This is a genomic window from Streptomyces humidus, from assembly GCF_014649655.1.
Taxonomy (GTDB): domain Bacteria; phylum Actinomycetota; class Actinomycetes; order Streptomycetales; family Streptomycetaceae; genus Streptomyces; species Streptomyces humidus.
In genome coordinates this window covers 182576-207744 of the sequence record NZ_BMTL01000012.1, presented here as the reverse complement: position 1 = coordinate 207744, position 25169 = coordinate 182576, and the positions used below count along the sequence as shown (strand labels likewise).

Genomic DNA, 25169 nt, shown 5'->3' with positions numbered 1-25169 from the left:
GACACCCTCATGACCGCTCGTCCTGAACACCGATCTCCGCCCAGATCGACTTCCCTCCGGCCCGGTGGCGTGTGCCCCACCGTTCGGCAAACTGAGCGACGAGCAGCAGGCCGCGCCCGCCTTCGTCGAACATCCGCGCTCGCTTCATGTGCGGCGCGGTGCTGCTGCTGTCGGAGACCTCGCAGATGAGCGCAATATCGCGGATCAGGCGAAGCTGAACGGGAGGGGTGCCGTACCGGATCGCGTTGGTGACCAGCTCGCTCACCACCAGCTCGGCGGTGAAGACCACGTCGTCCAAGCCCCAGTCCGCGAGGCGACGGGCGACCTTGTCGCGGGCGTCGGCCACGGCGGCGGGGTCGGAAGGCAGCTCCCAGGTGCCCACCTGGCCGGCGTCGAGAGCCCGGGTTCGGGCGATGAGCAGTGCGACATCATCCCTCGGCTTTGCGGGGAGCAGAGTCTGGACCAGGTCGTCGCAGGTGGCGTCCAGCGAGTCAGCGGGGCGCTCCAGGCGCCGGCGCAGCCGCGCCATGCCTTTGCCGAGGTCGTGTTCGGGGACCTCGGCAAGGCCGTCCGTGTAGAGCACGAGGAGGCTGCCCCGGGGCACTTCCCATTCGACCGCTTCGAAAGGCAGCCCTCCCACTCCCAGCGGCGGGCCGACAGAAAGATCGACGAACTCGGCCTTGCCGTCGGGCGTGACCACGGCCGGCGGGGGGTGGCCCGCGCCGGCGGCGGTGCAACGGCGCGACACCGGATCGTAGACCAGATACAGACAGGTGGCGACGAGATCCGTGAGGATCTCGAGCTCGGGATCCGTTGCCGAGTCCTCCTCCGCCCTGAGGTGGGTGATCAGGTCGTCGAGATGGACGAGGAGCTCCTCGGGGGGCAGGTCGACGTCCGCCAGCGTGCGTACCGCGGTCCGCAGCCGGCCCATGGTGGCGGAGGCGTGCAGGCCGTGACCCACCACGTCTCCGACGACCAGGGCGACCCGGGCGCCCGACAGCGGGATCACATCGAACCAGTCGCCGCCCAGCCCTGCCCGGGACCGGGCCGGAAGGTAGCGGTAAGCCACTTCCACGGCCCCCTGGACGGGGAGCCGCTGTGGCAACAGGCTGCGTTGCAGGGCCAGGGCGGTGGTCCGCTCGCGGGTGAAGCGTCGGGCATTGTCCACGGCCACGGCAGCGCGTGCGGCGATCTCCTCGGCGAGGAGCAGATCGTCCTCGTCGAAGGAGTTTTGGCGGCGGTGGCGGACGAGTACGGCCACGCCGAGCGTGATGCCGCGGGCGCGCAGCGGGACGACCATGATCGAGTGCATCCCGAAGTCACGGACCTTCCTCGCGCGCTCGGGGTCGGCGACCTGCCAGCTCCCGATGGCTTCGTCCAGGGCGCGGTGCAGCGACGACTGACCCGTGTGCAGACAGCGGGCGGGGGGCGAGGATTCCGGGTAGTAGTCCACGTCGCCCGGCTGGACCACCGACTCGGGGGTGCCGGGCAGGACGGACCGCTGCGCTGCACGGCGCAGCGCGACGGAGCCCGTGGCGGAGGGCCTGGGCTCGACGCCGCGGAACAGTCCGTCCAGCAGGTCGACGCTGATGAAGTCGGCGAGCCGCCCCACCGCCACGTCGGCCATCTCCTGGGCCGTGCGCATCACGTCGAGGGTGCTGCCCACCTGTGCGCTGACGTCGTTCAGCAGGACGAGCCGCTCGCGGGCCCGGTGCTGTTCGGTGACATCGAGCGCGATGACCTGCACGTGTCGCACCTGTCCTGTCGGGTTCCTCAGGGGGGACACGGAGACGGCCCAGTGTCTGTCGCGGGCTCCGCGCCGCGGTCGGCCATGCACCTGGAACCGCTCCGGTTCTCCTGTCTCGAACACCCGGCGCATGCCCTCTTCGACCGTGGTGCAGATGTGCGGAGGCAGGATGTCGGTGACGCGCCGACCGCGCATCTGCTCCTCCGCGAGACCCAGTTCGCGAGCCGCGCCGGCGCTCCCCCGCAAGGCCCGCAACTCGGCGTCGTAGATCATCACAGGCAGGTTGGACTGTGCGAACGCTTCCTCTGTCGTCGCCTCGTCCTCGTGCGGACGTGGCTCCCGACGCGGCTGCTGTGGCGGCGTGGCCACGACGAGCCACTGTGCGTTGCCCTCGCTGTCGAGTGACGCGTACGCCTGCACCTCGGCTTCCATGAAGCGGCCACCCTGGTGCCGCAGCAGAGTGGGCCCGCTCCGCCCGTCGAGAACCGCGGAGAGACGCCCCGTGGCGTCGGCCTTCCCGCCGAGCAGACGTGCCGCGGAACGCCCCACGACTTCCTCGTACGGATACCCGAGCAACCGCTGTGCGCCGGAACTCCACCCCGTCACGATCCCCCGCGCGTCGACGACCGCGGTAGCCGAGGTGACCTGATCCGGAAACCGATCGAGGCCGTTTCCCAGAGGGTCGGCATTCTCCATGTCCATTCATCGCCCGTCCTGCCCCGGGCTCCCCGGGGGCTGCGAAGAACTCAGCAGAGACCGCAAAGCGGCGAAACGACGTACCGTCGTGTCGGCTCCTTTCTCACTTGTATCTCTCCTCGCGCGCACACGCAGGTCGACGTACGGCACCGCTGAGGATGCCGCACCCGATCGGCCACATACCTGTCGCAAGGGAAGTGGCTCCGGGAGGCCACGTATCGAAACGCGAAGCACCTGCCGGGCAGGCTGCCCCGGAACGCATTCAGCACACGTGAGGCCGGGAGAGCTCGCGAACGCGTGACAACCACGGAGGGGTCGTGTCGCTTCTCGTGGTGTGGCCAATCACCCTGCAGCCGACATTTTCGCAGGTCACAGCCTCGATCAGAACTCACGGGTGCAGGCACCGGCGGTCGAGGCAACGGTGTTGCCCGTACCGCGGAGATCGTGAACAAGATCGCGCTTCGCGACCCTGGAACCGTCCCAGGCGTATCGGGCGTGCAGACAGGGGGAGCGCCAGGGATACCGTGCCCCCTCAGGGCAGGCCTGCACAGGTCGACAAACGGATACGAGTACGGACCACATGGATTCGATCCACGATGATGTAGCGGAGTTCGCGTTACTGCTGAGGCGGCTGAAGGAGCGTACCGACCGCAGCTACGCGGCACTGGCCCGCCGACTGGACGTGCACGCCTCCACCCTGCACCGCTACTGCTCCGGAGAAGCAGTTCCGCAGGACTCAGCTGGAGTCGAGCGGTTCGCCGCACTCTGCGGCGCCTCCCCCGAAGAACGCACGGAGCTGCACCGCCGGTGGATCATGGCCGACGCCGCGCGGCATCGACCACGCCCATCAAATGCCCGGCAGGCACCGCCGCCCCACACCGCCACTGGCGCACCGGCATCGATCGTCCCGGCAGGCGAGGCCGCATCGGCCGTCTCTGCGAGCGGCCGCAGCCCGGCCGTGGAGGCGCCCAGGCCAATCTCACCTGCCGACCAGCGCCCCGAGCCAACCTCACCGCCCCGGCCGCGGCTCCACGTCGGGCGCCCCCGACGACGACCCGTGCGTTCGATGGCACTGGCGGCCTCGCTCGTCGCCGCGCTCCTCGGCCTCAGCGCATCCGCAGCCGGACCCCCCTCCGTGTCGGCCACACGCGACGGCAACCCCGAGCGGAACCGGGCAAGCGTCGGCACGGCCCCACCGATGGCCCCCCTGACCTGGACCGCCAACTTCCACACACTCGGACTCACCGGTTGCGGCGAAGACTACGTCGTCGCCCGGTCACCGCGGCAGGTCCCGCCGCCGCCGCACCCGGAGGACATCGCGGGGTGGGTCGCCTCCCAGCGGGCGGTGCACGGGGGCACCACCGGTCTGCGGATCACGGTGCAGGGACGCGGCTCCGCCGCCGTCGTCCTGGAGGCCCTGTACGTGCGCGTCGTCAACCGCGCCGCCCCCGCCGCCGGCCGGGGCATCGTCTACTCCTTGAGCTCCGGCTGCGGCGCCGGCATCATCCCCCGCTTCTTCTCCGTGGACCTCGACGCGCACCAGCCCCTGGCCCGTTCGATGCCTGGCGACAACGCGGCGGGCACGCCACTCCCCGCGATCGACTTCCCCTACCGGGTGTCCCTGCAGGAGCCCGAAGTCCTGGTGGTCTCCGCGCTCACCGAGTCCTGTACCTGCGACTGGTACCTCGACCTCGACTGGTCCTCACAAGGCCGCACCGGCACGGTCCGCATCGACGACCACGGCCGCCCCTTCCGCAGCACGAGTACCAGAGGACTGCCGGGCTACCGGTACGACCGCATCTATCACCACCCCGGCCGCTGGGTCCCGATCCCCGCCGCCAACATGGCGGGAACCGGCGACTGACGAAGCGACAGGGCACGCAGCCCGCCGGGCAGCACGACCGGCGGGAGCGGGGCCTTGTCCGGCCCCGCCGTCGATGGGATCGGGGCGAGGCCGGGAGGGGCCGCCCACCTCGCGCGTTGGTCCGGCTTCACATCCCCGGCGCAGACACCATCGTGTCCGCCGCTCCCGGCCGAAGCCGGAAGCGGACCGGGCGGAGCGGCTGCGTCGTCAGCGGGCGCTCGTGGTGCGGATGTCGGTGACGTCGCCGAACACCGGCTCCAGTTCCACGACGAGGTTGGTCCTCACAGTCGGCGACTCCCCGCCGCCGAAGGCGTGGGTGACGACGATCTCCCGGCTGTTGCCACTCTCGCTCACCGTCCAGTCCACCGGAACGTGCCGGGCGCGCAGGACACCGTCCACCTTGTTCTTCTTCTCCCAAGCCGCCAGCCGCTCGGCGAAAGCGGGCGTCAGGTAGTGCGCGCGCAACGCCTTGACCAGTGCGGTGTCCGGGCCCATGGGGTCGTCCTTCGCGTCGACGTACGCGCCGTAGAAGTCGGCGACCTGGGTCACCGAGTCACCGGTCCTGCCACTGACCGACCGCACCGCCGCGGACGCCCTCGCGGGGGCGATGCGCGTGGTGCGGATGTCGGTGATGCCGCTGCCCGGCTCATGCTTCACGACGAGCCTGGTCGTCGTCGTCGGCGACTCCCCGCCGCCGAAGGTCAGGGTGACGACGACCTCAAGGCCGTTGTCACTCTCGCTCACCGTCCAGTCCACCGGAACGTGCCGGGTGCGCAGGACACCGTCCACCTTGTTCTTCTTCTCCCAAGCCGCCAGCCGCTCGGCGAAAGCGGGCGTCAGGTAGTGCGCGCGCAACGCCTTGACCTGCGCGGTGTCCGGGCCCGCGGGGTCGTCCTTCGCGTCGACGTACGCGCCGTAGAAGTCGGCGACCTGGGTCACCAGGTCACCGTTGAAGCCACTGACCGACCGCAGCGCGGCGGACGCCTTCGCGGTGGCGGGGGCGGCGGCCTGTGCCGTCACCTGTGTCGACATACCGAGCCCGACGGCCAGGAGGAGCCCGGCGGCGGCCGCGCGGCGGCCCGGACGACGGCGTGGGTGGGTGTTCCTGCTCATGTCGTGTCTTCCTTCTTCTCGTGGTCCGTATGGGGTCGCTCCCGGCCCGCGCCGGCTCTCCGCCGAACGCGCCCGCCGACGTCTCGCCACCCGTCGGCGTCCGATCCGGGGACATGACGGCCTGCCGCCCGAGCGGGCAGGAGTCGCCCGGATGTTCCCGCCCCCGGGATCGCGGGGCGGCGGGCGCCGCAGGACGCCGATGCCGCACGTCGGGCACCCAGGCACAAGGCGGGAGTCGTCGCCAGGCTGCTACCGGGGCCCTCAAATCCATCCCGGCCGGTGCGACACCCACAGCTTCAAAGGCACCGGGGACCCACCGCAACCACCACCGCCCAACTCGCAACGCCGCAACCATCCCACCCACCCTGAGCTGCGCAAACAAGCACTGCCTGAGACGCCTTCCTGGGATGGGGAGACGCCCTCGAGTCCTCTCGGCCGACCCCCGGCCCGGACAGAGTCAGCCGCCACCGGCCTCACCGTGGTGATCCGTACAACCCGCTGATCCGCCCCGACACACCGCCTTCGCGCCCTGGTCCGTCGCCGTCTGCCGCATCGATGTCGGTGCAAGGGCGCGGTGCAGAGCACTGGTCAGCTCAGTTGCTCGGCCAGTCCGACGATGACGCCCTCCGGGCCGCGGAGGTAGCAGAGCAGATAGCTGTCCTCGAACCGGGCGATCTCGCCGACGAGTTCGGCTCCGTGCGGACGCAGGCGGGCAACGGTGTCCTCGATGTCGTCGACGGCGAACATGACGCGGTGCGTGCCCAGAATGTTGTGCGGCCGGTTGCGCGGCCCGGCGCCGGTCGCCGCGGGGCTGCGGTACTTCGCCAGCTCGAGCCGGCTGTGACCGTCGGGGGTCCGGAGCATCGCGATGTCGCAGCGGACGCCGTCGAGTCCCGTGCACCGGTCGGCGAAGAGGCCCTCGACCTCCGCCCTGCCTTCCAGCTCCAGACCGAGTTCCACGAAGAACGCGACAGCGGCATCCATGTCCTCGACGACGATGCCGACGTTGTCCATCCGCTGAATCGCCATGACGGTTCTCCCTCTTCCTCGTGTTCCTCGTGCTCCTCGTGTTCCTCGTGTTCCTCGTCCGGCCGGTGGTGACCACCGCTGATGTGACCGGGACGGAGCGGGGAGCACATTCTCGACGTCCGCGGACCGTCGAACCACAGGAAATCCGGATCGCGCCTCAGGAAGATCACACGGCTTCCCGCTCGGCTTCGACGGTCGACGCGTCTCCCGTCGTCTGCGCCGCCGGTCCGAGCCCTCGGTGTTCTCCCCGCCTCCGACGCGTGCTCTCCCCGCCTCCAGGCCCGGTCGGCGCGCGATGCGGCGGGCCCGAGGGTGTACTGGAAGTGGGCAGGATCCGCGCGGCGGGATTCCGGGGCGAGCGTGCGAGCGACGAACGGCGTGGCGCGCACACCGCGCTTCATCTCCGACGGTACGAGACGGACGGCGGTTCGGCGGTGAGCCGAAGCGGTGGCCGGACGGCACGGCTGCCTTGTGGATGACGGCCTGTGGATGACGGCCTGTGGAGGCTCGAGGAGGCGTGAGGAGGGGAGAGCTCGGTGAAAGCGACGTTCGTTCTGGGACGGATCTCGGGAGTCCGGATCGGCGTGCACTGGAGCGTGCTGCTCATCTTCGGCATCATCGCGTTCGGCCTGTCGCAGGGCCGCCTCCCGGAGACGTATCCGGGGCATGCCCGGGCGGTGTACTGGGCGGCCGGCCTCTGCACCGCCGTGGTCTTCTTCGCCTCCCTGCTCGCCCATGAGCTGGCGCATGCCGTCGTGGCCCGGCGCAACGGCGTCGAGGTGGACGACATCGTGCTGTGGCTGCTGGGCGGAGCGGCCCGGCTCAAGACCGAGGCGTCCAGTCCCGGCGCGGAACTGAGGATCGCCGGCGTCGGCCCCCTCGTCAGCCTCCTGCTGGGCGGGCTCTTCGCCCTGTGCGCCTGGCTGCTCGACCGGGCGTCCGCGTCCGGGATCGTGGTGGAGATGGCGGCCTGGCTCGCCGGCATCAACGTGCTGCTCGCGATCTTCAACTCGGTACCCGCCGCGCCGCTCGACGGGGGCAGGCTGCTGCGCGCCTTCCTGTGGTGGCGCACGGGGGACCGGCTTCGGGCGACGGCCGGGGCGACCGCCGCGGGGCGGGTCTTCGGGTGGCTGCTCGTGGCGCTCGGCGTGATCACGTTCCTGACGAGCCGCGCGTTCGGCGGCCTCTGGCTGGCGTTGATCGGCTGGTTCCTCATCGCGACCGCCACCGCCGAGGGGCAGCAGGCCCAGCTGCGCGGGGCGCTCGCCGGTGTGCCGGTACGGGAGGCGATGACGTCCGGACCTGTCACCGTTGCGGCGGACGTCACCATCGCGGAATTCCTCACCGACCCGCGCTACCGCTACCGCCACTCGGCGTTCCCGGTGACCGACGACGGGGCACCGGTCGGGCTGATCACCCTCGACCGTGCCAGACAGCTGCCGCAGACCGAGGCGCACTACATGTCCGTCAGACAGGTGATGGTGCCGTTGTCGCAGGTCAACGTGGTGGGGTCGGACAGCCCGCTGGCGGATCTGCTGCCGCGGATGGAGCCGGGCGCCGAGCACCGGGTGCTGGTCGTGGACGAGGGCCGGCTCGTCGGAATCGTCTCGCTCTCGGACGTCAGCCGGACGGTGAACTGGTTGATGCGTACGTCCCCCGGCCGGCGTGACGGCCGGTGACCGCGGGCCGGCGCCCGGGCGGGTCGTGTGGCGATGCGCGTCCGGTGCCGCGGGGTCGAGGATGGAGGTACGGGGCGCGTGTCGCCCGTCGTGTTCCTCCGGACGAGGAGGTCGGGTCGTGTTCTTCAGGGATCGTCGTGATGCCGGTCGGCAGCTGGCCGCCCGGCTGGGGCATCTGAAGGGTGCCGAGGTGGTGGTGCTGGGGCTGCCCCGTGGCGGGGTGCCGGTCGCCGCGGAGGTCGCGGAGGCGCTCGGCGCGCCGCTCGATGTCTGCCTGGTGCGCAAGCTGGGCGTGCCGTTCCAGCCGGAGCTGGGGATGGGAGCCATCGGTGAGGGCGGCGTGCGTGTGATCAACGATGACGTGATGCGCGCCGCGCGTGTCGCCCCGGACGAGCTGGCCCAGGTGGAGGCGCGTGAGCGGGAGGTGCTGGAGCGCCGGGCCCGGCGCTACCGGGCGGGGCGGGAACCGGTGGGCACACAGGGCCGCACGGTGGTGGTGGTCGACGACGGGGTGGCCACGGGGTCCACGGCGCGTGCGGCCTGCCGGATCGCCCGTGCCGGGGGAGCGGCGCGTATCGTGCTCGCCGTCCCCGTGGCGCCGCGCGACTGGGCCGCACGGCTCGGCGAGGACGCCGACGAACTGGTGTGCCTGGACACCCCGTGGGACTTCTACGCGATCGGGCAGTTCTACGCCGACTTCTCCCAGACGGACGACGACGAGGTCGTCGCGTGTCTGGAAGAGGCCGTGGCCCGTCCGCCGGGCGCCCGCCGGACGGGGCCGCGGCACTCGGGGCCGGACGACCGGGAGGTGGATGTGCGGGCCGGTGCGACGGTGCTGCGCGGGAAGCTGACCCTGCCCGAGGGCGCGACCGGTGTGGTGCTGTTCGCGCACGGCAGCGGCAGCAGCCGGCACAGCCCGCGCAACCGGTTCGTGGCGCTCGGGCTGAACCGGGCCGGGCTCGGCACTCTCCTGTTCGACCTGCTCACCGAGGAGGAAGAGGCGGACAGGGCCAACGTGTTCGACACCGGGCTGCTGGCCGGGCGGCTGGCGGACGCCACCGGCTGGCTGCGCGGTCTGCCGGAGACCCAGGGGCTGGCTGTGGGCTACTTCGGTGCGAGCACCGGCGCGGCCGCCGCGTTGTGGGCGGCCGCGGAGCCCGGCGCGCGGATCGCCGCGGTCGTCTCCAGGGGTGGCAGGCCCGACCTGGCCGGCCCACGGCTGCCGGCCGTGAACGCGCCCACGCTGCTGATCGTCGGGGGCCACGACGAGCTGGTGCTCGACCTCAACCGCGACGCCCAGGCCCGGCTGCGCTGCGAGAGCCGGCTCTCGGTCGTCCCCGGCGCGACCCACCTCTTCGAGGAACCCGGCGCCCTGGAGAAGGTCACCGATCTGGCCCGTGACTGGTTCACCGACCACATGGCACCGGTCTCGCATGCGGCGCGCTGAACCGGACGTGCGCTCCGGCGCCCGTGCGGCACCTGAGGGCTGAGACCTGGCACGGGGTCACCGACGGCCCGTCCCGCGCGGCCGCCTCTCCCCCGGCATGCGCGGGGTGGGCCCGGCGCTCACACTGGTCTGGAGGAGTACCGGCCGGGGTTGGCCAGACTCCGTGGCCTCTCCCCCGCGCCGCCTTCGACGCCCTAAGGAGACGACCATGACCACCGCCCGGGACATCATGCACGCCGGAGCCACCTGCATCCAGGAGAACGAAACGCTTGAGGACGCGGCGCGCAGAATGAAGGAACTGGACGTCGGAGCGCTGCCGATCTGCGGTGCCGACGATCGGCTCCACGGAATCATCACGGATCGCGACATCGTCGTGAAGTGCGTCGCCAGGGGCAAGGACCCCCGGACCATGACCGCGGGCCAGCTGGAGCAGGGCAAGCCGGTCACGATCGACGCCGGGGCCGGGGCCGGCCAGGTTCTCCAGGCCATGGAGGAACACAGGATCCGCCGGCTGCCGGTCGTCGACGACCATCGCCTCGTCGGGATGATCAGCGAGGCGGACCTCGCACGTCACCTGTCCGAGGAGCAGGTGGGCCAGTTCGTCGAGGCCGTCTGCGCGAAGCGCTGACGGGTCTTCGCCTCGAGCCTCGACACTGGCACAGTCGAGAGGGCGGGATGGTTCGAGAGGGCGGGACAGGGCGCAGGGCGGCTCGCGACCGGCGGCGGAGCCCGGCGACCTATCGCCCCTGGCCCCCGCCCCTCGCGCTCCCTCTCGCCCCTCGCGGGCGTCGGCGTTCCCGCCCTCTGCGGTCAGTCGTCCGGCTCGCGGCCCCAGTGCTCGGGCCCCACTCCGCGCCAGTCGATCCAGGGTGAGCCCGCTATGTCCGCCGGGTCGATCTCCAGACCGGCACGCCGGAGGAACTCCGCGACGTCGACGACGTGGTGAGCCAGCCCGAGGATCTCGCCGTCCACGCGAACGCGCCGGCCGCCCGCGGGGGCGGGCGGATGCACGATCACGCGGCTCGGTCCGGGCAGCTCTCCGGGGTCGTCGGAGGCGTACGGTCCCGCGTTCCGGCGCGTCATCCGGTGAGCCGCCCGCGCACATCCGACGCCGGGCCCTCCAGGCGTCTCAGTTCCCGCCACGCGGAGGGATCGGGACGTCGCCGCTGCCAGTAGGGGTGGAAGAACACCGCAGCAGACAGCCGGAGCAGACGCCGCCGCGACTCGGTACGACCGGGTCCGGCAGCGAGCTGCCGATAGGCGGCGCTCCACTCCTGCTGCGCTCGGACGAGATCGTCGGGGAACCGTCGCATGACAGTATTCAATCATGTGTTCGATTTCCTGAGCCATCCGACGGCCGAGGCCCCGACGGCCGAGGCGCCGAGGGACAGGGACAGGGACAGGTGGCCGCCCGGCCGCTGCTTCAGCGCCGTCCGGTCGTCCGGGGCCGGCGGCTGAGGTTCCTGGGCGTCTGTACGGCGTCGTCCGTCGCGAGGGGACGCCGGGGCGCGTGGGCGCCGACCGGCCGCAGCCGTACGCGGGCGTCGAGGCCCGTGACGGGAGCGGGGTGCAGGGTGACGGCGCCGCCGGAGGCGTCGACGAGGTGGCGGACGATGGGCAGGCCGAGGCCCGTGCCGTCGTGACGGGTGTCGGAAGCGCGCCAGAAGCGTTCGAAAGCCCGTTCGCGGTCGGCCTCGGACATGCCGGGTCCCTGGTCGATGACGTCGATGACGTCGAGCACGGCGCCGGGGGTGCGGTGGAGCGTGATGGTGGTGCTCGGCGGGGAGACGCGCAGGGCGTTGGCGAGCAGGTTGTCGACGATCTGCTCGAGGGCGCCGGGGATGGCCCACACCCGGCCGACGGGCGGGCCCGTGATGTCGACGGCGACGTACTGCTCGGCGGCGAGCGGCTCCCACATCGCGACGCGGTCGGCCAGAACGGCGTCGATGTCGACGGGCTCGGGGGTGGTGGCGGTGTTCTCCAGGCGGGCGAGGGCGAGCAGGCCCTGAACCATGCGGCCGAGCCGTTCGACCTCGCCGATGGCTTCTTCCAGGCTTCCGTGGGCGCGGGGGTCGAGGCAGGGCTCGAAGTTCTCCAGCCGCAGCCGCAGCGACGTCAGAGGGGTCTTCAACTGGTGCGACGCTTCGGAGGCGAACGCCTGCTGAGCCTTCAGCAGGTGCTGAAGCCGCGTGGCGGTGTGGTTGAAGGAAGCCGCGAGGCTGCGCAGTTCGGGCGGGCCGGAGGTCGCGTCGGGCGGGGTGGCGAGCTGCCCGTCGGCGAGCTGGGCGGTGGCGGCCTCCAGGGTGCGCAGCGGGCGGGTGATCCAGCGGGCCAGGCTGAAGGCGACCAGCGCGACGGCGACGAGGATGCACGCGCCGACCAGGGCGAGAACGCCCCAGATGCGATGGACCCGGGCGTCGACCTCGGACAGGGGGTAGGTCAGGCGCAGGGCGCCGCGAACGGTGGTGCCCGAGGCGCCCGGCACGGTGGCCGACAGGACGTCGTCGCCGTCGTCGTCGGTGGTGCTGGTGACGGTGGGCCGGTTGCCCAGTGCGCGGGCGATGTCCGGCTGTGCCGCGAGGGTGACCCCGGTGCGGCCGGCCGGGTCGGAGTCGGCCAGGACGACACCCCGTCTGTCGGTGACGACGACATGGCCGCCCGTGCGTCCGGCGTACTCGCCGACCACGCCGGGCAGCGCGTCGAGATCGCCGTTCTCGATGTCCTCCTCGGTGATCTCGGCGAGCATCGAAGCGTCGCGTTCCACGTTCTGGGAGGCCCGGGAGGTCTCGCCGCGGGCGTAGAGGAAACCGAGGGGGATCTCCAGGCCCGCCAGGACGAGGACGGTCAGGGCGAGGTAACTGAGCAGCAGACGCCGGGTCATCCGCCCGCCTCACCGGTTCGGTCCTCGGGGACGGTCAGACGGAATCCGACTCCCCGGGCGGTGGTGATCCAGCCGGGATCGCCGAGCTTGCGGCGCAGCGCGGCGACGTGGGCGTCGAGGGTCTTGGTGGGGCCGAAGAAGTGCGGGTCCCACACCGTGTCCATGATCTGCTGGCGCGAGTGGACCGTGCCGGGGTCCCCGGCGAGGAAGGCGAGCAGGTCGAACTCCCTGGGGGTCAGGGCGACGGGCCGGCCGTCCAGGTGGACCTCGCGGGTCCGGCGGTTGACGGTCAGCGGACCGACCGCCTGGGCGCCGGAGGCCGACGGCCGCGTGCCGGGGACGTCCGCATGCCCGGCCGCCGCATAGGCGGGAGCTCCCGCGCGGCGGGTGACGGCGCGGATGCGGGCGATCAGCTCCCGCACCCCGAAGGGCTTGGCGAGGTAGTCGTCCGCGCCGAGCTCCAGACCGACGATCCGGTCGGCCTCCTCGCCCCGCGCGGTGATCATGATGATCGGGACGGCGGAGCGGGCGCGCAGGCTGCGGCAGACGTCCAGGCCGTCCATGTCCGGCAGACCGAGGTCGAGGAGGACGAGGTCCGGTGCGGCACCGGTGTCGGCGAGCCCGGCGGCACCGGTGCGGACGTGGTCCACGGTGAACCCGTAGCGCCCGAGTCCCTCGGCGAGGGGGCCGGCGATCCGGTCGTCGTCTTCGATGAGCAGCAGGCGCATGGCGCAAGGCTCGCACAGGCGTGCCAGGGCAGTCGGAGGGTTCACGGGAAGCCGCCTGGGGCCGGGGAGACGTACGGGACGACGGTGGAAGCGCGGATACCGCCCGGCCGGACGGTGCGGGGAGTGGTCACCTGCCGGCCGGACGGTTGGCGGGAAGGTCAGCCGTCGGAGCCTTCGGCCTCCTCGGTGCCCTCCTTCTTGGTGTCGGACACCTTGAAGGACTTGTCGAGGTAGACCTCGACCGACGTTCCGTCGGCCTGCTTCACCTCCACCGCGTACATGCCGGGCTTCTCGGCGTCCTCCTCCGACTTCACGACCGTGCCCGGGAACGCGGCCAGCGCGGCGGCCTCGGCCTTCTGCTTGACGTCCCCGGTCAGCGGGGGCTCCTTCTTGTCGTCGGCGTCACCGGCCTCGCCCGCCGCCTCGGCGCCGCCCGCGCTCTGGGCCTGCTGTTGAGCGGCCGCGCCGGAGCTGCCGGAGCCGGAGTCGGATCCGCCGCAGGCGGCCAGCGCGAACATGAGCACGGCGACGGGAGCGGCGAGCAGGGCGCGGCGGGGCAGAGCAGGCATGAGGGTGTCTCCAAACACTGGGGAATCACTGGAGAGGCCGGAAGACCGGTCGTCGGCCCTTCCGGGGGGACACCCACGACCCTAGGAAGACCACGTCCAGAGACAGCCCGGCGAACGGAGAGCGCCGGCCCAGCAGACCACCAATTCTTCGCGCAGAAGCCTGCCTTCGCGCGGGAGAGGACCGCGGTGCCCGGGCAGGGGGACGAGCGGCTGCCCGGGCTGCGTCGTGGCCGTCGCGCCGTTACCTGAGCTGCGAGTCCTTGTAGAAGCCGCCCGCGACCAGGACGTACTCGTAGTTGCTCTTGTCGACGCTCGTCGGCTGGAGCAGGCGGGCCGGAACGGCCTTGACGCCGTTCTTGTAGGAGCGCCGGTTGTTCACCGTCGGGGTCTTGTCGTTGAGTATGTCGTTGGCCATGTCGACCGCCACCCCGGCGAGTTCGCGGACGTCCTTGTAGATGGTCTGCGACTGCTCGCCCTTGATGATCGACTTCACCGAGGGCAGTTCCGCGTCCTGGCCGGTGATGATCGGCAGCGGCTTGCTGCCGGAACCGTAGCCGTCCGCCTTCAGCGCCGCCAGGACGCCCATGGAGATGCCGTCGTACGGCGACAGGATCGCGTCCACCTTCCTGCTGCGGTACGACTGCGCGAGGATGGTGTCCAGGCGCCTCTGCGCGGTGGGGCCGTCCCAGCGCAGGGTGGTGACCTTGTCGAGCGTGGTCTGGCCGGACCGGACGACCAGCTGTCCGCTGTCCATGAACGGCTGGAGCAGGTGCATGGCGCCGTCGAAGAAGAACTGGGTGTTGTTGTCGTCGGGGGAGCCGGCGAACAGCTCGATGTTGAAGGGGCCCTTGCCCTTCTCCAGGCCGAGCTGGTCGATGATGTAGAGAGCCTGGAGCCGGCCGACCTGCTCGTTGTCGAAGGAGACGTAGTAGTCGACGTTCGGGGTGCCGAGGATGAGCCGGTCGTAGGAGATCACCGGGATCTTCGCCTCGGCGGCCTGCTGGAGGACCCCGTTGAGCGACTTGTTGTCGATGGCGGCGATGATCAGCGCGTTGACGCCGTCCTGGACCAGCTTCTCGATCTGCGCGACCTGGGTCTTCGGGTTGTCCTCGCCGTAGACCAGCTTGGCGTCGTATCCCTTGCCCTTCAGGTCGTCGACCATGGTCTTGCCTTCGGTGACCCAGCGCTGGGAGGCCTGGGTCGGCATGACGATGCCGATGGTGCCTTCACCCGAGCGGGCCTTGCCGCCGCCCGCCGTGGTCTGTCCGCAGGCGGACAGGGTGAGAGCCAGGGAGGCGGCCCCGGCGAGAGTGGCGAGGACGGCTCTTCGGTTGCGCATGGTGATCGTTCCTTGTTCTTCTCGTCGTTGAGAGGAGGACGGCGTGCCGGGCGGTGACAGGGGGACGACGGTGACGCCCGGAACCGGGGACGGCGGATCGCGGTGGCGGGGCAGCATCCGCCGGACACGCCGTGCCCCCGTTCCCGGCCGGGTACGGCCCCTCGGGGGACCGCGCGCACGGATGGGCGCCGGGCGCCCTGCACAGGCCGAACTCCAGGTGGGGAGAGGGACGCGCCGCGGCGGATCCGCCCGGCGGTTGCGAAGGTGCGCACGGGGGGCCGAGGTCGTCGGCGGCCGTGGCGTGCTCGGGGTTCACGAGAAGTGGACGAGCGGAGAGTCCCGTCGGCACGACCGCAGGCCGTGCCGGCCGGTTCGGTCGCGAGCCTGCCGTCAAGCACCCTGGGACCGCGCGGATGGGTGGTCGGCGCGTCGGTGCGGCGGGGAAGACCGGTCTCGCCGGCTCTCGTGATCGCGACGGCGTACGGCGGCAAACGCGCCAGGGCACGTCACAGCGCTCCGACCATGCGGGGGCTGCATCGTTGGCGCGCAAGGCACTTGTCCTTCAACCGTTCCAAATGCCGTCGCATGGTCGGCGTATGGGCGTGACAGTAAGAGGGGTTGCGCATGGTGTCAACGGGACGAACGACAACAGTTCGAAGAACGGTTCGAGAAACGGTTTGAGGAACAAGGGAGGAGCGGCGGGGGAAGAGGGGCGGAAGAACGTCGGGAAGGCCGGGGCGGGCAGCGGGCCGGGGCCGGGCGAGCGGCGAACCGGGGGCGTCGACGGCGTGACAGGGCGGACCGGAAAAGCTTCGAAACATTCGGAATTCTTGATCCAGTCCTCGATCCCCACCGCAAGGATCTTGCGGGAGCATTCACATCCGACCCCCTCACCACACCCGATTGAACAGCGGAAACACGGGCATTGAGGGCTGAACCCCTTTACGAATGTTTCGAAATGGGTGCCGAAAGCATTGACAGTCGGCAGGGCCATACCAAAACTGACGGTCAATCCGAGGGGCCGCCTCCGCCTGTCGGGCGGGGCCGCCCCACGAGGACGAGGAGGAAACACGTACATGAACGCACCCGCACGTTTCAGGCTGTTCCTCAGCGCCGTCTGCACCACGGTCATGGTCGCCCTCGCCGCCTTGACGTCGCCCGGCACCGCGTACGCCGACACGGTCGTCACCACGAACCAGACCGGCACCAACAACGGTTACTACTACTCGTTCTGGACCGACTCGCCCGGCAGCGTGTCCATGAACCTGGCATCCGGCGGCTCCTACAGCACGTCCTGGCGCAACACCGGCAACTTCGTCGCCGGCAAGGGCTGGAGCAACGGCGGACGCAGGAGCGTGACGTACTCGGGCTCCTTCAACCCGTCCGGCAACGCCTATCTGGCCCTCTACGGGTGGACGTCGAATCCGCTCGTCGAGTACTACATCGTCGACAACTGGGGCACCTTCCGGCCCACGGGAACGTACAAGGGCACCGTCACCAGCGACGGCGGTACGTACGACATCTACAAGACGACGCGGTACAACGCCCCGTCCGTCGAGGGCAACAAGACCTTCGACCAGTACTGGAGCGTGCGGCAGTCGAAGCGCACGGGCGGCACCATCACCACCGGGAACCACTTCGACGCCTGGGCCCGGGCCGGTATGCCGCTCGGCAGCTTCAACTACTACATGATCCTCGCGACCGAGGGCTACCAGAGCAGCGGCAGCTCCAACATCACCGTGGGTGGCGCCGGTTCGGGCGGCGGCGGTGGCGGTGGCGGCGGATGCAGCGCGACGCTCTCCGCCGGTCAGCAGTGGGGCGACCGGTACAACCTCGACGTCGCCGTCAGCGGAGCCGGCAACTGGACCGTCACCATGAACATCCCCTCTCCCGCCAAGGTCCTCTCCACCTGGAACACCAGCGTCAGTTACCCCAGCGCCCAGGTGATGACCGCGAAACCCAACGGCAGCGGCAACAACTTCGGCGTCACCGTCCAGCCCAACGGCAACTGGACCTAGCCCACCGTCTCCTGCACCGCGAGCTGACTCCCGCACCCTCGCCTCAGGCTGGAGGACCACTCCGTATGAGCATCAGACCACGACTCTCCTTACGCGCCCTGGTCACGAGGCTGGCCGTCCTCGCGACGGCCGCCGCCTGCACCCTCACCGTCCAGGCCGCCGTTCCGGCGCAGGCCGTCGTTCCGGCGCAGGCCGCCGCCTGCAACGGATATGTCGGGCTCACCTTCGACGACGGCCCGTCCGGCAGCACGTCCACCCTGCTCAACGCCCTCAAGCAGAACGGGCTGCGGGCCACGATGTTCAACGAGGGCCAGTACGCCGCGTCCCGCCCGTCCCAGGTGCGGGCCCAGGTCGACGCCGGAATGTGGGTCGGCAACCACAGCTACACGCACCCGCATCTGACCCAGCAGAGCCAGGCGCAGATCGACTCGGAGATCTCCCGCACGCAGCAGGCGATCGCCGGCGCGGGCGGCGGGACGCCGAGGCTGTTCCGGCCGCCGTACGGCGAGACCAACTCCACGGTGCGCGCCGTCGAGGCGAAGTACGGCCTGACCGAGATCATCTGGGACGTGGACTCGCAGGACTGGAACGGCGCGAGCACCGACGCGATCGTGCAGGCCGCGGGCCGGCTCACCAACGGCCAGGTGATCCTCATGCACGACTGGCCGGCCAACACGATCGCCGCGATCCCGCGGATCGCGCAGGGGCTGGCGGGCCGCGGCCTGTGCGCCGGGATGATCTCCCCGCAGACCGGCCGCGCCGTCGCCCCCGACGGCGGCGGTGGCGGCGGTGGGGGCGGCGGGGACACATGCACCGCGACGCTCTCCGCCGGTCAGCAGTGGGGCGACCGGTACAACCTCGACGTCGCCGTCAGCGGAGCCGGCAACTGGACCGTCACCATGAACATCCCCTCTCCCGCCAAGGTCCTCTCCACCTGGAACGTCAGCGCCAGTTACCCCAGCGCCCAGGTGATGACCGCGAAACCCAACGGCAGCGGCAACAACTTCGGCGTCACCGTCCAGCCCAACGGCAACTGGACCTGGCCCACCGTCTCCTGCACCGCGAGCTGATCCTCCGGCCGGTTCACGTGGCTGCTTCATCCGCAGCCACGTGAATTGGCCGTCGTCGTCGCGGACGAGGAGAGCTGGATGCGCGGGGCCGTTCCCGGCACGCGGGTCCGTGTTCCCGGCACGGTCACAGGGGCGTCGCCGCGTGCAGGATGACGAGCATGGTCACGGCCGCGTTCGCCGACGACATCGCCGACACGGCCGCCCCCGCGGCGGCTCCCCAGACCGCCAGGCCCGCGGCCGTGAAGAGCGACGGGCGGCGCCGGACCGCCGGGGCGGGCCCGAGCAGCGCCGTCACCCGGCGCGGCACGGGCCCCGGCGCGGCGAAGCCCGCGAGCGTGACATGGGGCGCGCCGTGGGAGACCAGCGCGGCCCTGCCGATCGCGCGCGCCACGGTGCGACGGCTGCCGACGGCCCGGGCGGCGTCCTCGTCGGCCCAGCGCTCGGCGGTGTAGGCGACGGCCGTCCGCAGTGGCCGCAGGAACGGGTTGGCCTGGGCGGCCAGCCGCACGGCGAGCAGGTGGCGGTGGTGGCCGGCGGTCAGATGGGCCCGCTCGTGGGCGAACAGCGCACGGCGCTCGGCCGCCTGAAGGTGGTCCAGCAGGGCCGTGGTGACGACGATCCGGTCCCGGCGGCCGCCGGGCAGGGCGTACGCGTACGGCGTCTCGTCGGGCAGGACGGCGACCTCGGTGAGCGGCAGTCCGGCGAGGGCCCGGTGTGCCAGGCGGCACACCCTGCGGTGCCGCCACAGCGTGCGGCCGCAGTTCAGGGCCACCGCCAGCAGCGCGGGGATGGCCGCCTTGCCGGCGAACTCGTCGTAGGGGACGGCCTCGCGCACCTCCGGGTCCGACCATCCGTCGGGCAGGGGGTTGCCGGGCAGTTGCGCCGTGCCGACCACCATCAGCAGCCCCAGGCACACCGTGCTGCACACGGCCATCACGGCGGCCAAGCCGCTCAGCAGCCGGGTCGCGGTGCGGGGATGCAGATGGTGTTCGGCGAGCCGGGTGACGGGCCAGGCCGTGAGCGGGAGGACGAGCGGCAGGAAGACGAAGAGCCCCATGCGGCGTCAGTCTTCCCCGTCCGTGCCGGGCCGGGGACGTGACCGCGCGCGTCGTTCGGCATGCGGCTGCGCGGGCCGTCCGGCAGGTGAGGGGGCGGCGTCGGCGGCATCGTCACCGGCGTCGGCGTCGGCGTCGTCCGAGGGCTGCTGCGCGAGCAGTTCGCGCACCAGCCGTTCGTCTTCGGGGCCGAGGCCGGTGACGAAGCTGGCGAGCACCGCCTCGCGGTCGCGCTCGGCGTCCAGGACCCTGCGCATCCGGTGGGCGGCCAGGCCCGCCTCGTCCGAGGCGGGCAGCCAGGCGAAGGAGCGGCCGCTGCGCTCGCGGGTGACCGCGCCCTTGGCGAGCAGCCGGGTCAGGATCGTGATCACCGTGGTGTAGGCGAGGCCGCCGCCCAGCCGTTCCTGCACCCATCCGGCCGTCGCCGGCCCGTCCGCCTCCCGCAGCGCCGACAGGACCGACGCCTCCAGCTCGCCCTGCGCCCGCCGCGGGGGACGCCGCCGGTGATCCGTCACGCCCAGTCTCCTTTTCGCCGCGTCCGTTGTCCGGTCGGCCATCGTATAGACGCCGGCCGTCTGCCGGACCTCTGCCGGGACGCCTTCTCTACAGCATCGTAGAAGCATCGCGGCCCGTCGTCGGCCGCCGCACGGCCCCGGGCGGCCGGCCCGCCCGTCCGGGAGCCGCCCGGCCGGCGCGCTCGTTCAGCCCGCGTCGTCGAACGTCGTGCCGGCCGCGACGGCCGTGATGCCGAGGCGCAGACGGCGCGTGTCCAGCGACGCCACGGACGTCGCGGACTGCAGATGGGCGTCGAAGAGGGCGTGGTACGGGCGCAGGACGGCGGCGAGAGCGGGGTGGTGACCGGCGAACTCCGTCAGGTCGGCGAGGTCCCTGGTGCCGGCGGCCGCGAGCGGCTTCAGATCGGGGAGGACGGCGAGGAGGTCGGTCAGGCGGCCGGCGGAGGCGGCTCCCGCGAGGGCGAGGGCAAGGTCGCCGCCGGAGCGCGGCGGATGGGAGATCAGGCGCTCGACGGCCCGCGTCCGGTAACGGGCCCGCCAGGGCGTGGCCGGGAACCAGTGCAGGGCGCGCGAGACGGCCGGGGCGTCGGCGAGGAGCGGTTCGCGGGCCGGGAGGCCGCCCATGCCCTGCACCGGCCGGCCGGCCGCCGCGAGCGCCTGGCAGGCGTGGCCCACCTCGCGCCACATGGCCCGGTCGTCGAGGACGATCTCACGGGCCGGCAGCGTGACGACCCGGGCGTTGACCGCCGAGGCGACCGTGCCGCCGTGATGCGGCCGCAACTGGCCCACCAGCCGCAGCAGGAGGACCGCCGACGGCAGGTCGACGCGCTCGACCACCCGCTCCCAGCCGACCCCTTCCAGCATGTCGAGCGTGGCCGAGGCCTTGCCCTCGTCGCCGAGACTGATGAGGAGCGCGGCGAGGCCGACGGTCGGCTGCAGGTCGGCGATCAGCCCCAGCCGCAGGCGGCGCTCCATCTTGCCGAGCTCGATCCTGTCCACCAGCTCGACCGCCCAACGGCGTTCCCACAGCGCCACGGTACGCAGGACGTCCCGGATGACGCGCGGGTTGGAGAACGTGGTGATGAGCCGCTTCTTCAGCTCGAAGGTCGTCTCGGTCCAGTCGGCGTTGCGGTGGTGGGGGCCGATCCCGATCCGCGCCAGGTGCAGGGCGGCCATGTACTGCTCCGACGGGTTCTGCAGCAGTTGCAGTTCGTCGGTGAAGATCTTCATCAGGACGGCGTCGTCCGAGAGCCGCGCGTAGACGGCCCGGCCGAGCTCGGCGATCTGCTCCAGGACCGAGAGCATGCCGGTGGCGGCGAGCGGGTTCTGGTACATGGCCGAGCGCGTCTTCCACACCAGTCTCAGCTCCTCCGTCTCCTGGACGGCGGTGCGCATCGTGCGCTCGCCGTACTCGCCGAGGAGACGGCGCACGAACCCCCGGTCGATGTCGCTGACGATGCTCAGGAACTGGGTGAACTCCTCCCCCGTCCGGACGGTGTCGAGCCGGTCCGTCCATACGTGCGGCCGCCCGATCAGCCGGCCGGTCGCCTTCAGCAGAGCCGCTCCGGAGATGCCGTCGGTGTGCCGCATCGTGCGGGCGATCTCGCGGCAGGCCTCGGCGACGGCGACGGACGAGGCGTTGGCCAGCCGCTGCGCCAGCTCGCCGGCGTGGAACGTCTGGGCGTAGCGGAGCGCGGCCGTCGGGTAGAGGGCGCGGGCCAGGCGGTGGAACTCGGCCTGCGCGTCCGGCGGCGACCACACGCTCATGCCGACCAGCAGATCGTCGATGCCGACCCGCTCGCGCAGGTCGTGCAGGAACCCCGGACCGAACTCGGGGTCCGCGCCGATCCACAGGGCGAGCCGGGGGCCCCAGACGCGGCGGGAGGTGGTGAGCGCCAGCGCGACGATCTCCACCATCTGCTCCAGGCACCGCTCCCGGTAGCCGACCTGCGCCTCCCACAACCCCTTGACCAGGTGGTATTTCACGGACGGGCGGGGGTCCTTGACCAGCCATTCGAGGACGGTCGCCTCGCCGAGCCCGTCGCCCAGCCGCTGGGCGAAGCTCTGGCCGCTCTGGTGGTAGGGGCTCTCCACCGCGTGCGTCACGGACAGCAGCATGCCCGCCGCCTTGGGGTCGTTCTTCGTCGCGTCGACCAGCCGCGCGACGAGCGACTCGTCGGGATCGTTGTCCTGCGTCCACACCAGGCCGCGGGTCTCCGCCGACAGCAGCAGACAGGCGCACCAGGCGTGCAGACCCTGCACGACCCGCAGCAGCTCCACGGTCTCCATCGGGGTGGCGCGGCGGACGAGCGCGCGCAGCGCGCCCAGGTAACGGCCGTTGTCGTGACGGGTGTCGATGGCCCGTTTGAAGATCTCGTTGCGGTGCATGCCGGAGGTGCGCCGCAGTTCGTGCAGGGCGGTGATCACGTCGCGCGGGCTGCTGGCGTCCAGGGCGGGCTGGAGGAGGTCCCGGTGTTCGTCGATCATCGCGGACCACTCGGTCCGCTCGACGTGCCGGCGCAGCATCATCCCGGCGAGGATCACCGCGAAGCCGTCCTCGGCCCGGGGCTGGTAGGCGACCAGCTCCTCGGGGCCCGGCTCCTGATCGACGGGGTGGTAGCCGGCGGCGTCCTCGTAGTGGACCGCGACGTCGTCCGCCACCCGCCGCCACAGCCGTCGCTGCAGGCGCAGGGCGCGCAGCACGAGGAAGTAGTCGGCGGGGCGGGAGGGGTCCAGGCCGGTGACGACCTCGGCGACCCGCTTGACGACGATCTCGTCGAGGTCGGCGTTCTGGAACCACTCGATCCGGTCGAGCAGGTGGAGCCGCTCCTGGGCGGTGCCCTCCCCGCTCGACAGGACGGCGTTCACCTGCGCGTGCAGCCAGGCCACGACGTGTTTCAGGGCGAGCGCGCCGGTGGACATGGCGTGCCGGATGCCGCGGATCACGGTGACCAGGTCGAACAGGCGCAGCGTCGCCGGCTCGTCCTCGAGGCGCTTGGTGAACTCCAGGATGACGTCCTTGCCGATGTCCTCGCTCAGCGAGTTGCCGAGCGCTGAGAGACAGCGGGCCAGTTCGGCGGCCTGCGCCCGGCTGAGCCACTCGGCGAAAGCGCCGTGGTGGGTGCGTTTCAGCAGTTCGGCGGCCACCTCGGCGTGATAGAGCCGGGCTCCCAGCAGCCGTGGCAGGACCTCGCCGCGCTCGTGCCGCATCAGCGCCTCGATCCGGGGCAGCAGCCGCTCGACGACCTGCTCGCGCAGCCGCTCCGGACCCGGGACGGGGACCTGGTCGGGCTCCTCCCGGTCGTCGCCCGCGTCGATCTCCTCCTGGATCTGCAGGACGCGCTGGAGGATCCGGGTGCTGTCCTCGACGCTGGGGATCCTGATGAGGCCCTGTCCGTCGAGGGTCTCCACGCCGAGGGTCTCGCGCTCCTCCTCGGTGAGGTCGGCCAGCGTCTCCGCGGGGACGCCCGAGTGGATCAGGGAGGCCGCCGCCATGTCGGCCACCGCGTTCTGCTGGGCGACTCCGAGGCCGCCGAAGCAGACGAGGACGGGGTCCTCCCTTCCCCCGTTGGTCATGACCCTGATGATCCGGTCCAGATCGCGGCTGCCGTCGCCGCGCCGCACCTCGGCGAGGCCGGCCTCGCTCTTCGCCTCGCCCGGCCGCGCGAGGGCCACCGCCTTGACGAAGTCCTCGAGATGCGGCCCGCCCACGACGGCCGGGACGACGTCCACGCTGTCCGTGCTCCACTCGAAGTTCGCGGAGACGTCGTACTCCAGCAGGGCGAGGACACTGCAGTGGACGGCCTCCGACACCAGCGGCAGCAGTTCGTCCACCGCCCTGTTGCCGCCCTGGAGGGGGAGCAGCCCGTCCAGGATCAGCAGACAGGGCCGGCCCTCCTCGCGCTCCGTCAGCGCGACCGCCCGCCGGGCGGCCTCGATCAGCGGGTCGCGGTCGGGCAGTTCACCCCGGGTGGACCGTAACGCCTGGACCTGCCAGCCACGTCCGCGCAGGTCCTGGGCGAGCAGCCGGGCGATGGTGCTCTTGCCGCTGCGCACGGTGCCGCCGACGACAGCCACCACCCGTCTCGCCCGCCCGCTCTCCCGGCCCTTCCTCCCCCCGCTCCCGTCGCCCTCCCTGTTCCCCTTGGCACCCTTGCCGGCCTTGCCGGCCTTGCCGCCGTTTCGGCCGTTCAGACCGTTTCCGCCCCCGCCCGCCGTACTCTCCGTGGTCGCCGCGCTCGCCTTGGGCTTCGGGTCCTTGCCGTGGAAGATCTCGCGGAGGTCGGCGACCTGCTTCACCAGGGCGTCGTCCGGCCGGGCCTCCAGCGGCTGGACCACCCAGCCCAGGGCGAGCAGTTCCTCGCGGTGCCGGGCATGCTTCCACTCGGTCCACGCCTCGCCCCAGACGGCGGTGGCGGCCCCGTCGAGGGTGAGGGCGGCGGACACGCCCGGCACCGGTTCCCGCACACCGCCGGGGCCCGCCCTCACCCAGCCCCGCGCGGTGGGGGCGAGGAGTTCGGTGACGCCGATCAGCGCGAGCGCCTCGACCCGGCCGGTCAGGTCGGCGTCCGTCATCGGCGCGAGGGTCTGCCCGCCGGCCGGCACCCCGACGGCCGGCAGATCCGGCCGGGGCAGCCCGGTGAATCCGGCGAGGGCGTCGAGGGCGTAGCCGAGTCCGACGGCCTGGTCCTGGAGGTGGGCGGCGGGCCACACCCCCACCGGGAGTGCGGGACGCGCTCCGGCCTCGACGCCGCCGAACCCGCTCAGCAGAGCGACGACCGCGTCCCGGGCCTGGATCAGACACGGCCCGGCCCACGCCAGGGGCCTGACCCAGCCGGCCCCGCCGACCGGATCCGACGCGTCGGCCAGCGTGATCGCGACACGTCCGCCGGCCCCGTCGGCCACGGCCGCGTGCAGCGGAGAGCGCGCCGCCCCGTCCCGTTCCGGGGGACCGTCCTGTGCGGGACGGGCGGGGCAGTCGGCCCACAAGTCCGCCAGCTGGTCCGGGACTTCCCCGCCGAGCAGCGGGAGCAGCCGCCGCATCCGCTCACGCGCCGCATCCGCCTCAGCGGCAGCGGCAGCGGCAGCGGCCTGGGCGTCGTCCTCGTCCGACGCCGCGGCCGGGCCCGCCGTCGCCGACCCGCCCGAGGCCACCTCGACGAGGACGGCCAGGCCGCTGTCGTCGGCGACCGTCAGCCACGCGGGCAGGGAGGCCAGAACGGCGTCGCGGTCCGGCCGGTCGCACAGCTCGCCGAGCCAGCCGTCCGCGAGGCCCGACTCCGCGGTCTGCGCGGCGAGTTCCTCCTCGGTGAGATCCCGCGCGGCCATGCGGTTCAGCGACATCAGCAGGCAGACCAGCCGGTCGCGGACGAACGCGGTGTCGGGCACGGTGGCCGGGGAGGGGGGCGACACTGTCATG

17 protein-coding genes and 2 pseudogenes are annotated in these 25169 nt (G+C 71.9%); 7 read left to right on the top strand and 12 right to left on the bottom strand.

The genetic code is table 11. The features are described 5' to 3' along the window. Positions 1-7: 7 nt before the first annotated feature. The gene (locus tag IE239_RS16685; RefSeq protein WP_190150103.1) at positions 8-2449 is read right to left on the bottom strand and encodes a SpoIIE family protein phosphatase; all 2442 of its coding nucleotides are present in this window, start codon (positions 2447-2449) and stop codon (positions 8-10) included. A gap of 574 nt (positions 2450-3023) precedes the next feature. On the opposite strand from IE239_RS16685, the pseudogene IE239_RS43120 reads away from it, so the two are divergent. Both IE239_RS43120 and IE239_RS43115 read left to right on the top strand, forming a co-directional pair. Further along, a pseudogene (locus IE239_RS43120) lies at positions 3024-3182 on the top strand (helix-turn-helix domain-containing protein); the annotation flags it as partial. Between the two features lie 459 nt (positions 3183-3641). Beyond that, the gene (locus tag IE239_RS43115; RefSeq protein WP_308435396.1) at positions 3642-4307 is read left to right on the top strand and encodes a hypothetical protein; all 666 of its coding nucleotides are present in this window, start codon (positions 3642-3644) and stop codon (positions 4305-4307) included. Positions 4308-4514: 207 nt separating this feature from the next. Here the strand turns inward: IE239_RS43115 and IE239_RS16675 are convergent, their stop codons facing one another. Both IE239_RS16675 and IE239_RS16670 read right to left on the bottom strand, forming a co-directional pair. Further along, positions 4515-5420, bottom strand: coding sequence for a hypothetical protein (locus IE239_RS16675; protein ID WP_190150101.1), 906 nt, complete (start codon positions 5418-5420; stop codon positions 4515-4517). A gap of 588 nt (positions 5421-6008) precedes the next feature. Next, positions 6009-6449, bottom strand: a complete 441-nt coding sequence (locus tag IE239_RS16670) for a VOC family protein (protein WP_190150100.1) — start codon at positions 6447-6449, stop codon at positions 6009-6011. Positions 6450-6985: 536 nt separating this feature from the next. Between IE239_RS16670 and IE239_RS16665 the strand changes: the two genes are divergently transcribed. The 3 genes from IE239_RS16665 (at position 6986) to IE239_RS16655 (ending at position 10203) form a co-directional block, all read left to right on the top strand. Then, positions 6986-8128: a site-2 protease family protein gene (locus IE239_RS16665; protein WP_190150099.1), complete on the top strand. Its 1143-nt coding sequence runs from the start codon at positions 6986-6988 to the stop codon at positions 8126-8128. A 118-nt stretch (positions 8129-8246) separates the two neighbouring features. Next, positions 8247-9575: a phosphoribosyltransferase family protein gene (locus IE239_RS16660; protein WP_190150098.1), complete on the top strand. Its 1329-nt coding sequence runs from the start codon at positions 8247-8249 to the stop codon at positions 9573-9575. Positions 9576-9783: 208 nt separating this feature from the next. After that, positions 9784-10203 carry a CBS domain-containing protein gene (locus IE239_RS16655; protein ID WP_190150097.1) on the top strand — a complete coding sequence of 140 codons (420 nt, stop codon included), beginning with the start codon at positions 9784-9786 and terminating at the stop codon, positions 10201-10203. Between the two features lie 182 nt (positions 10204-10385). Here IE239_RS16655 and IE239_RS16650 read toward each other — a convergent pair whose 3' ends face one another. From IE239_RS16650 to chvE, 6 genes are all read right to left on the bottom strand, one after another. Continuing rightward, a complete protein-coding gene (locus IE239_RS16650; RefSeq protein ID WP_308435395.1) occupies positions 10386-10658 on the bottom strand; it encodes a hypothetical protein in 273 nt (90 codons plus the stop codon). Further along, positions 10655-10888 carry a DUF8825 domain-containing protein gene (locus IE239_RS16645; RefSeq protein ID WP_190150096.1) on the bottom strand — a complete coding sequence of 78 codons (234 nt, stop codon included), beginning with the start codon at positions 10886-10888 and terminating at the stop codon, positions 10655-10657. Before IE239_RS16645 ends, IE239_RS16650 begins: the two co-directional genes overlap by 4 nt. Before the next feature lie 110 nt (positions 10889-10998). Next, positions 10999-12456, bottom strand: coding sequence for a sensor histidine kinase (locus tag IE239_RS16640; RefSeq protein WP_190150095.1), 1458 nt, complete (start codon positions 12454-12456; stop codon positions 10999-11001). Further along, a complete protein-coding gene (locus IE239_RS16635; RefSeq protein ID WP_190150094.1) occupies positions 12453-13184 on the bottom strand; it encodes a response regulator transcription factor in 732 nt (243 codons plus the stop codon). The genes IE239_RS16640 and IE239_RS16635 overlap by 4 nt, the downstream gene beginning before the upstream one ends. Before the next feature lie 158 nt (positions 13185-13342). After that, the gene (locus IE239_RS16630) at positions 13343-13753 is read right to left on the bottom strand and encodes a peptidase (protein ID WP_190150093.1); all 411 of its coding nucleotides are present in this window, start codon (positions 13751-13753) and stop codon (positions 13343-13345) included. Between the two features lie 241 nt (positions 13754-13994). Next, complete coding sequence (gene chvE / locus IE239_RS16625; protein WP_190150092.1) at positions 13995-15092, bottom strand: multiple monosaccharide ABC transporter substrate-binding protein; 1098 nt, start codon at positions 15090-15092, stop codon at positions 13995-13997. A 1076-nt stretch (positions 15093-16168) separates the two neighbouring features. On the opposite strand from chvE, the gene xynA reads away from it, so the two are divergent. Then, the gene (gene xynA, locus IE239_RS16620) at positions 16169-17110 is read left to right on the top strand and encodes an endo-1,4-beta-xylanase XynA (RefSeq protein WP_229878126.1); all 942 of its coding nucleotides are present in this window, start codon (positions 16169-16171) and stop codon (positions 17108-17110) included. A gap of 65 nt (positions 17111-17175) precedes the next feature. Next, positions 17176-18180, top strand: a complete 1005-nt coding sequence (locus IE239_RS16615; protein ID WP_190150091.1) for a polysaccharide deacetylase family protein — start codon at positions 17176-17178, stop codon at positions 18178-18180. A gap of 124 nt (positions 18181-18304) precedes the next feature. Here IE239_RS16615 and IE239_RS16610 read toward each other — a convergent pair whose 3' ends face one another. The 3 genes and pseudogenes from IE239_RS16610 to IE239_RS16600 form a co-directional block, all read right to left on the bottom strand. Continuing rightward, on the bottom strand, positions 18305-19237 hold the full coding sequence (locus tag IE239_RS16610; protein ID WP_190150090.1) for a M56 family metallopeptidase: 933 nt from the start codon (positions 19235-19237) through the stop codon (positions 18305-18307). A gap of 126 nt (positions 19238-19363) precedes the next feature. After that, positions 19364-19792: pseudogene (locus IE239_RS16605) on the bottom strand (BlaI/MecI/CopY family transcriptional regulator); the annotation flags it as partial. 144 nt (positions 19793-19936) lie between these two features. After that, complete coding sequence (locus tag IE239_RS16600) at positions 19937-25168, bottom strand: hypothetical protein (RefSeq protein WP_190150088.1); 5232 nt, start codon at positions 25166-25168, stop codon at positions 19937-19939. Position 25169 lies beyond the last annotated feature (1 nt).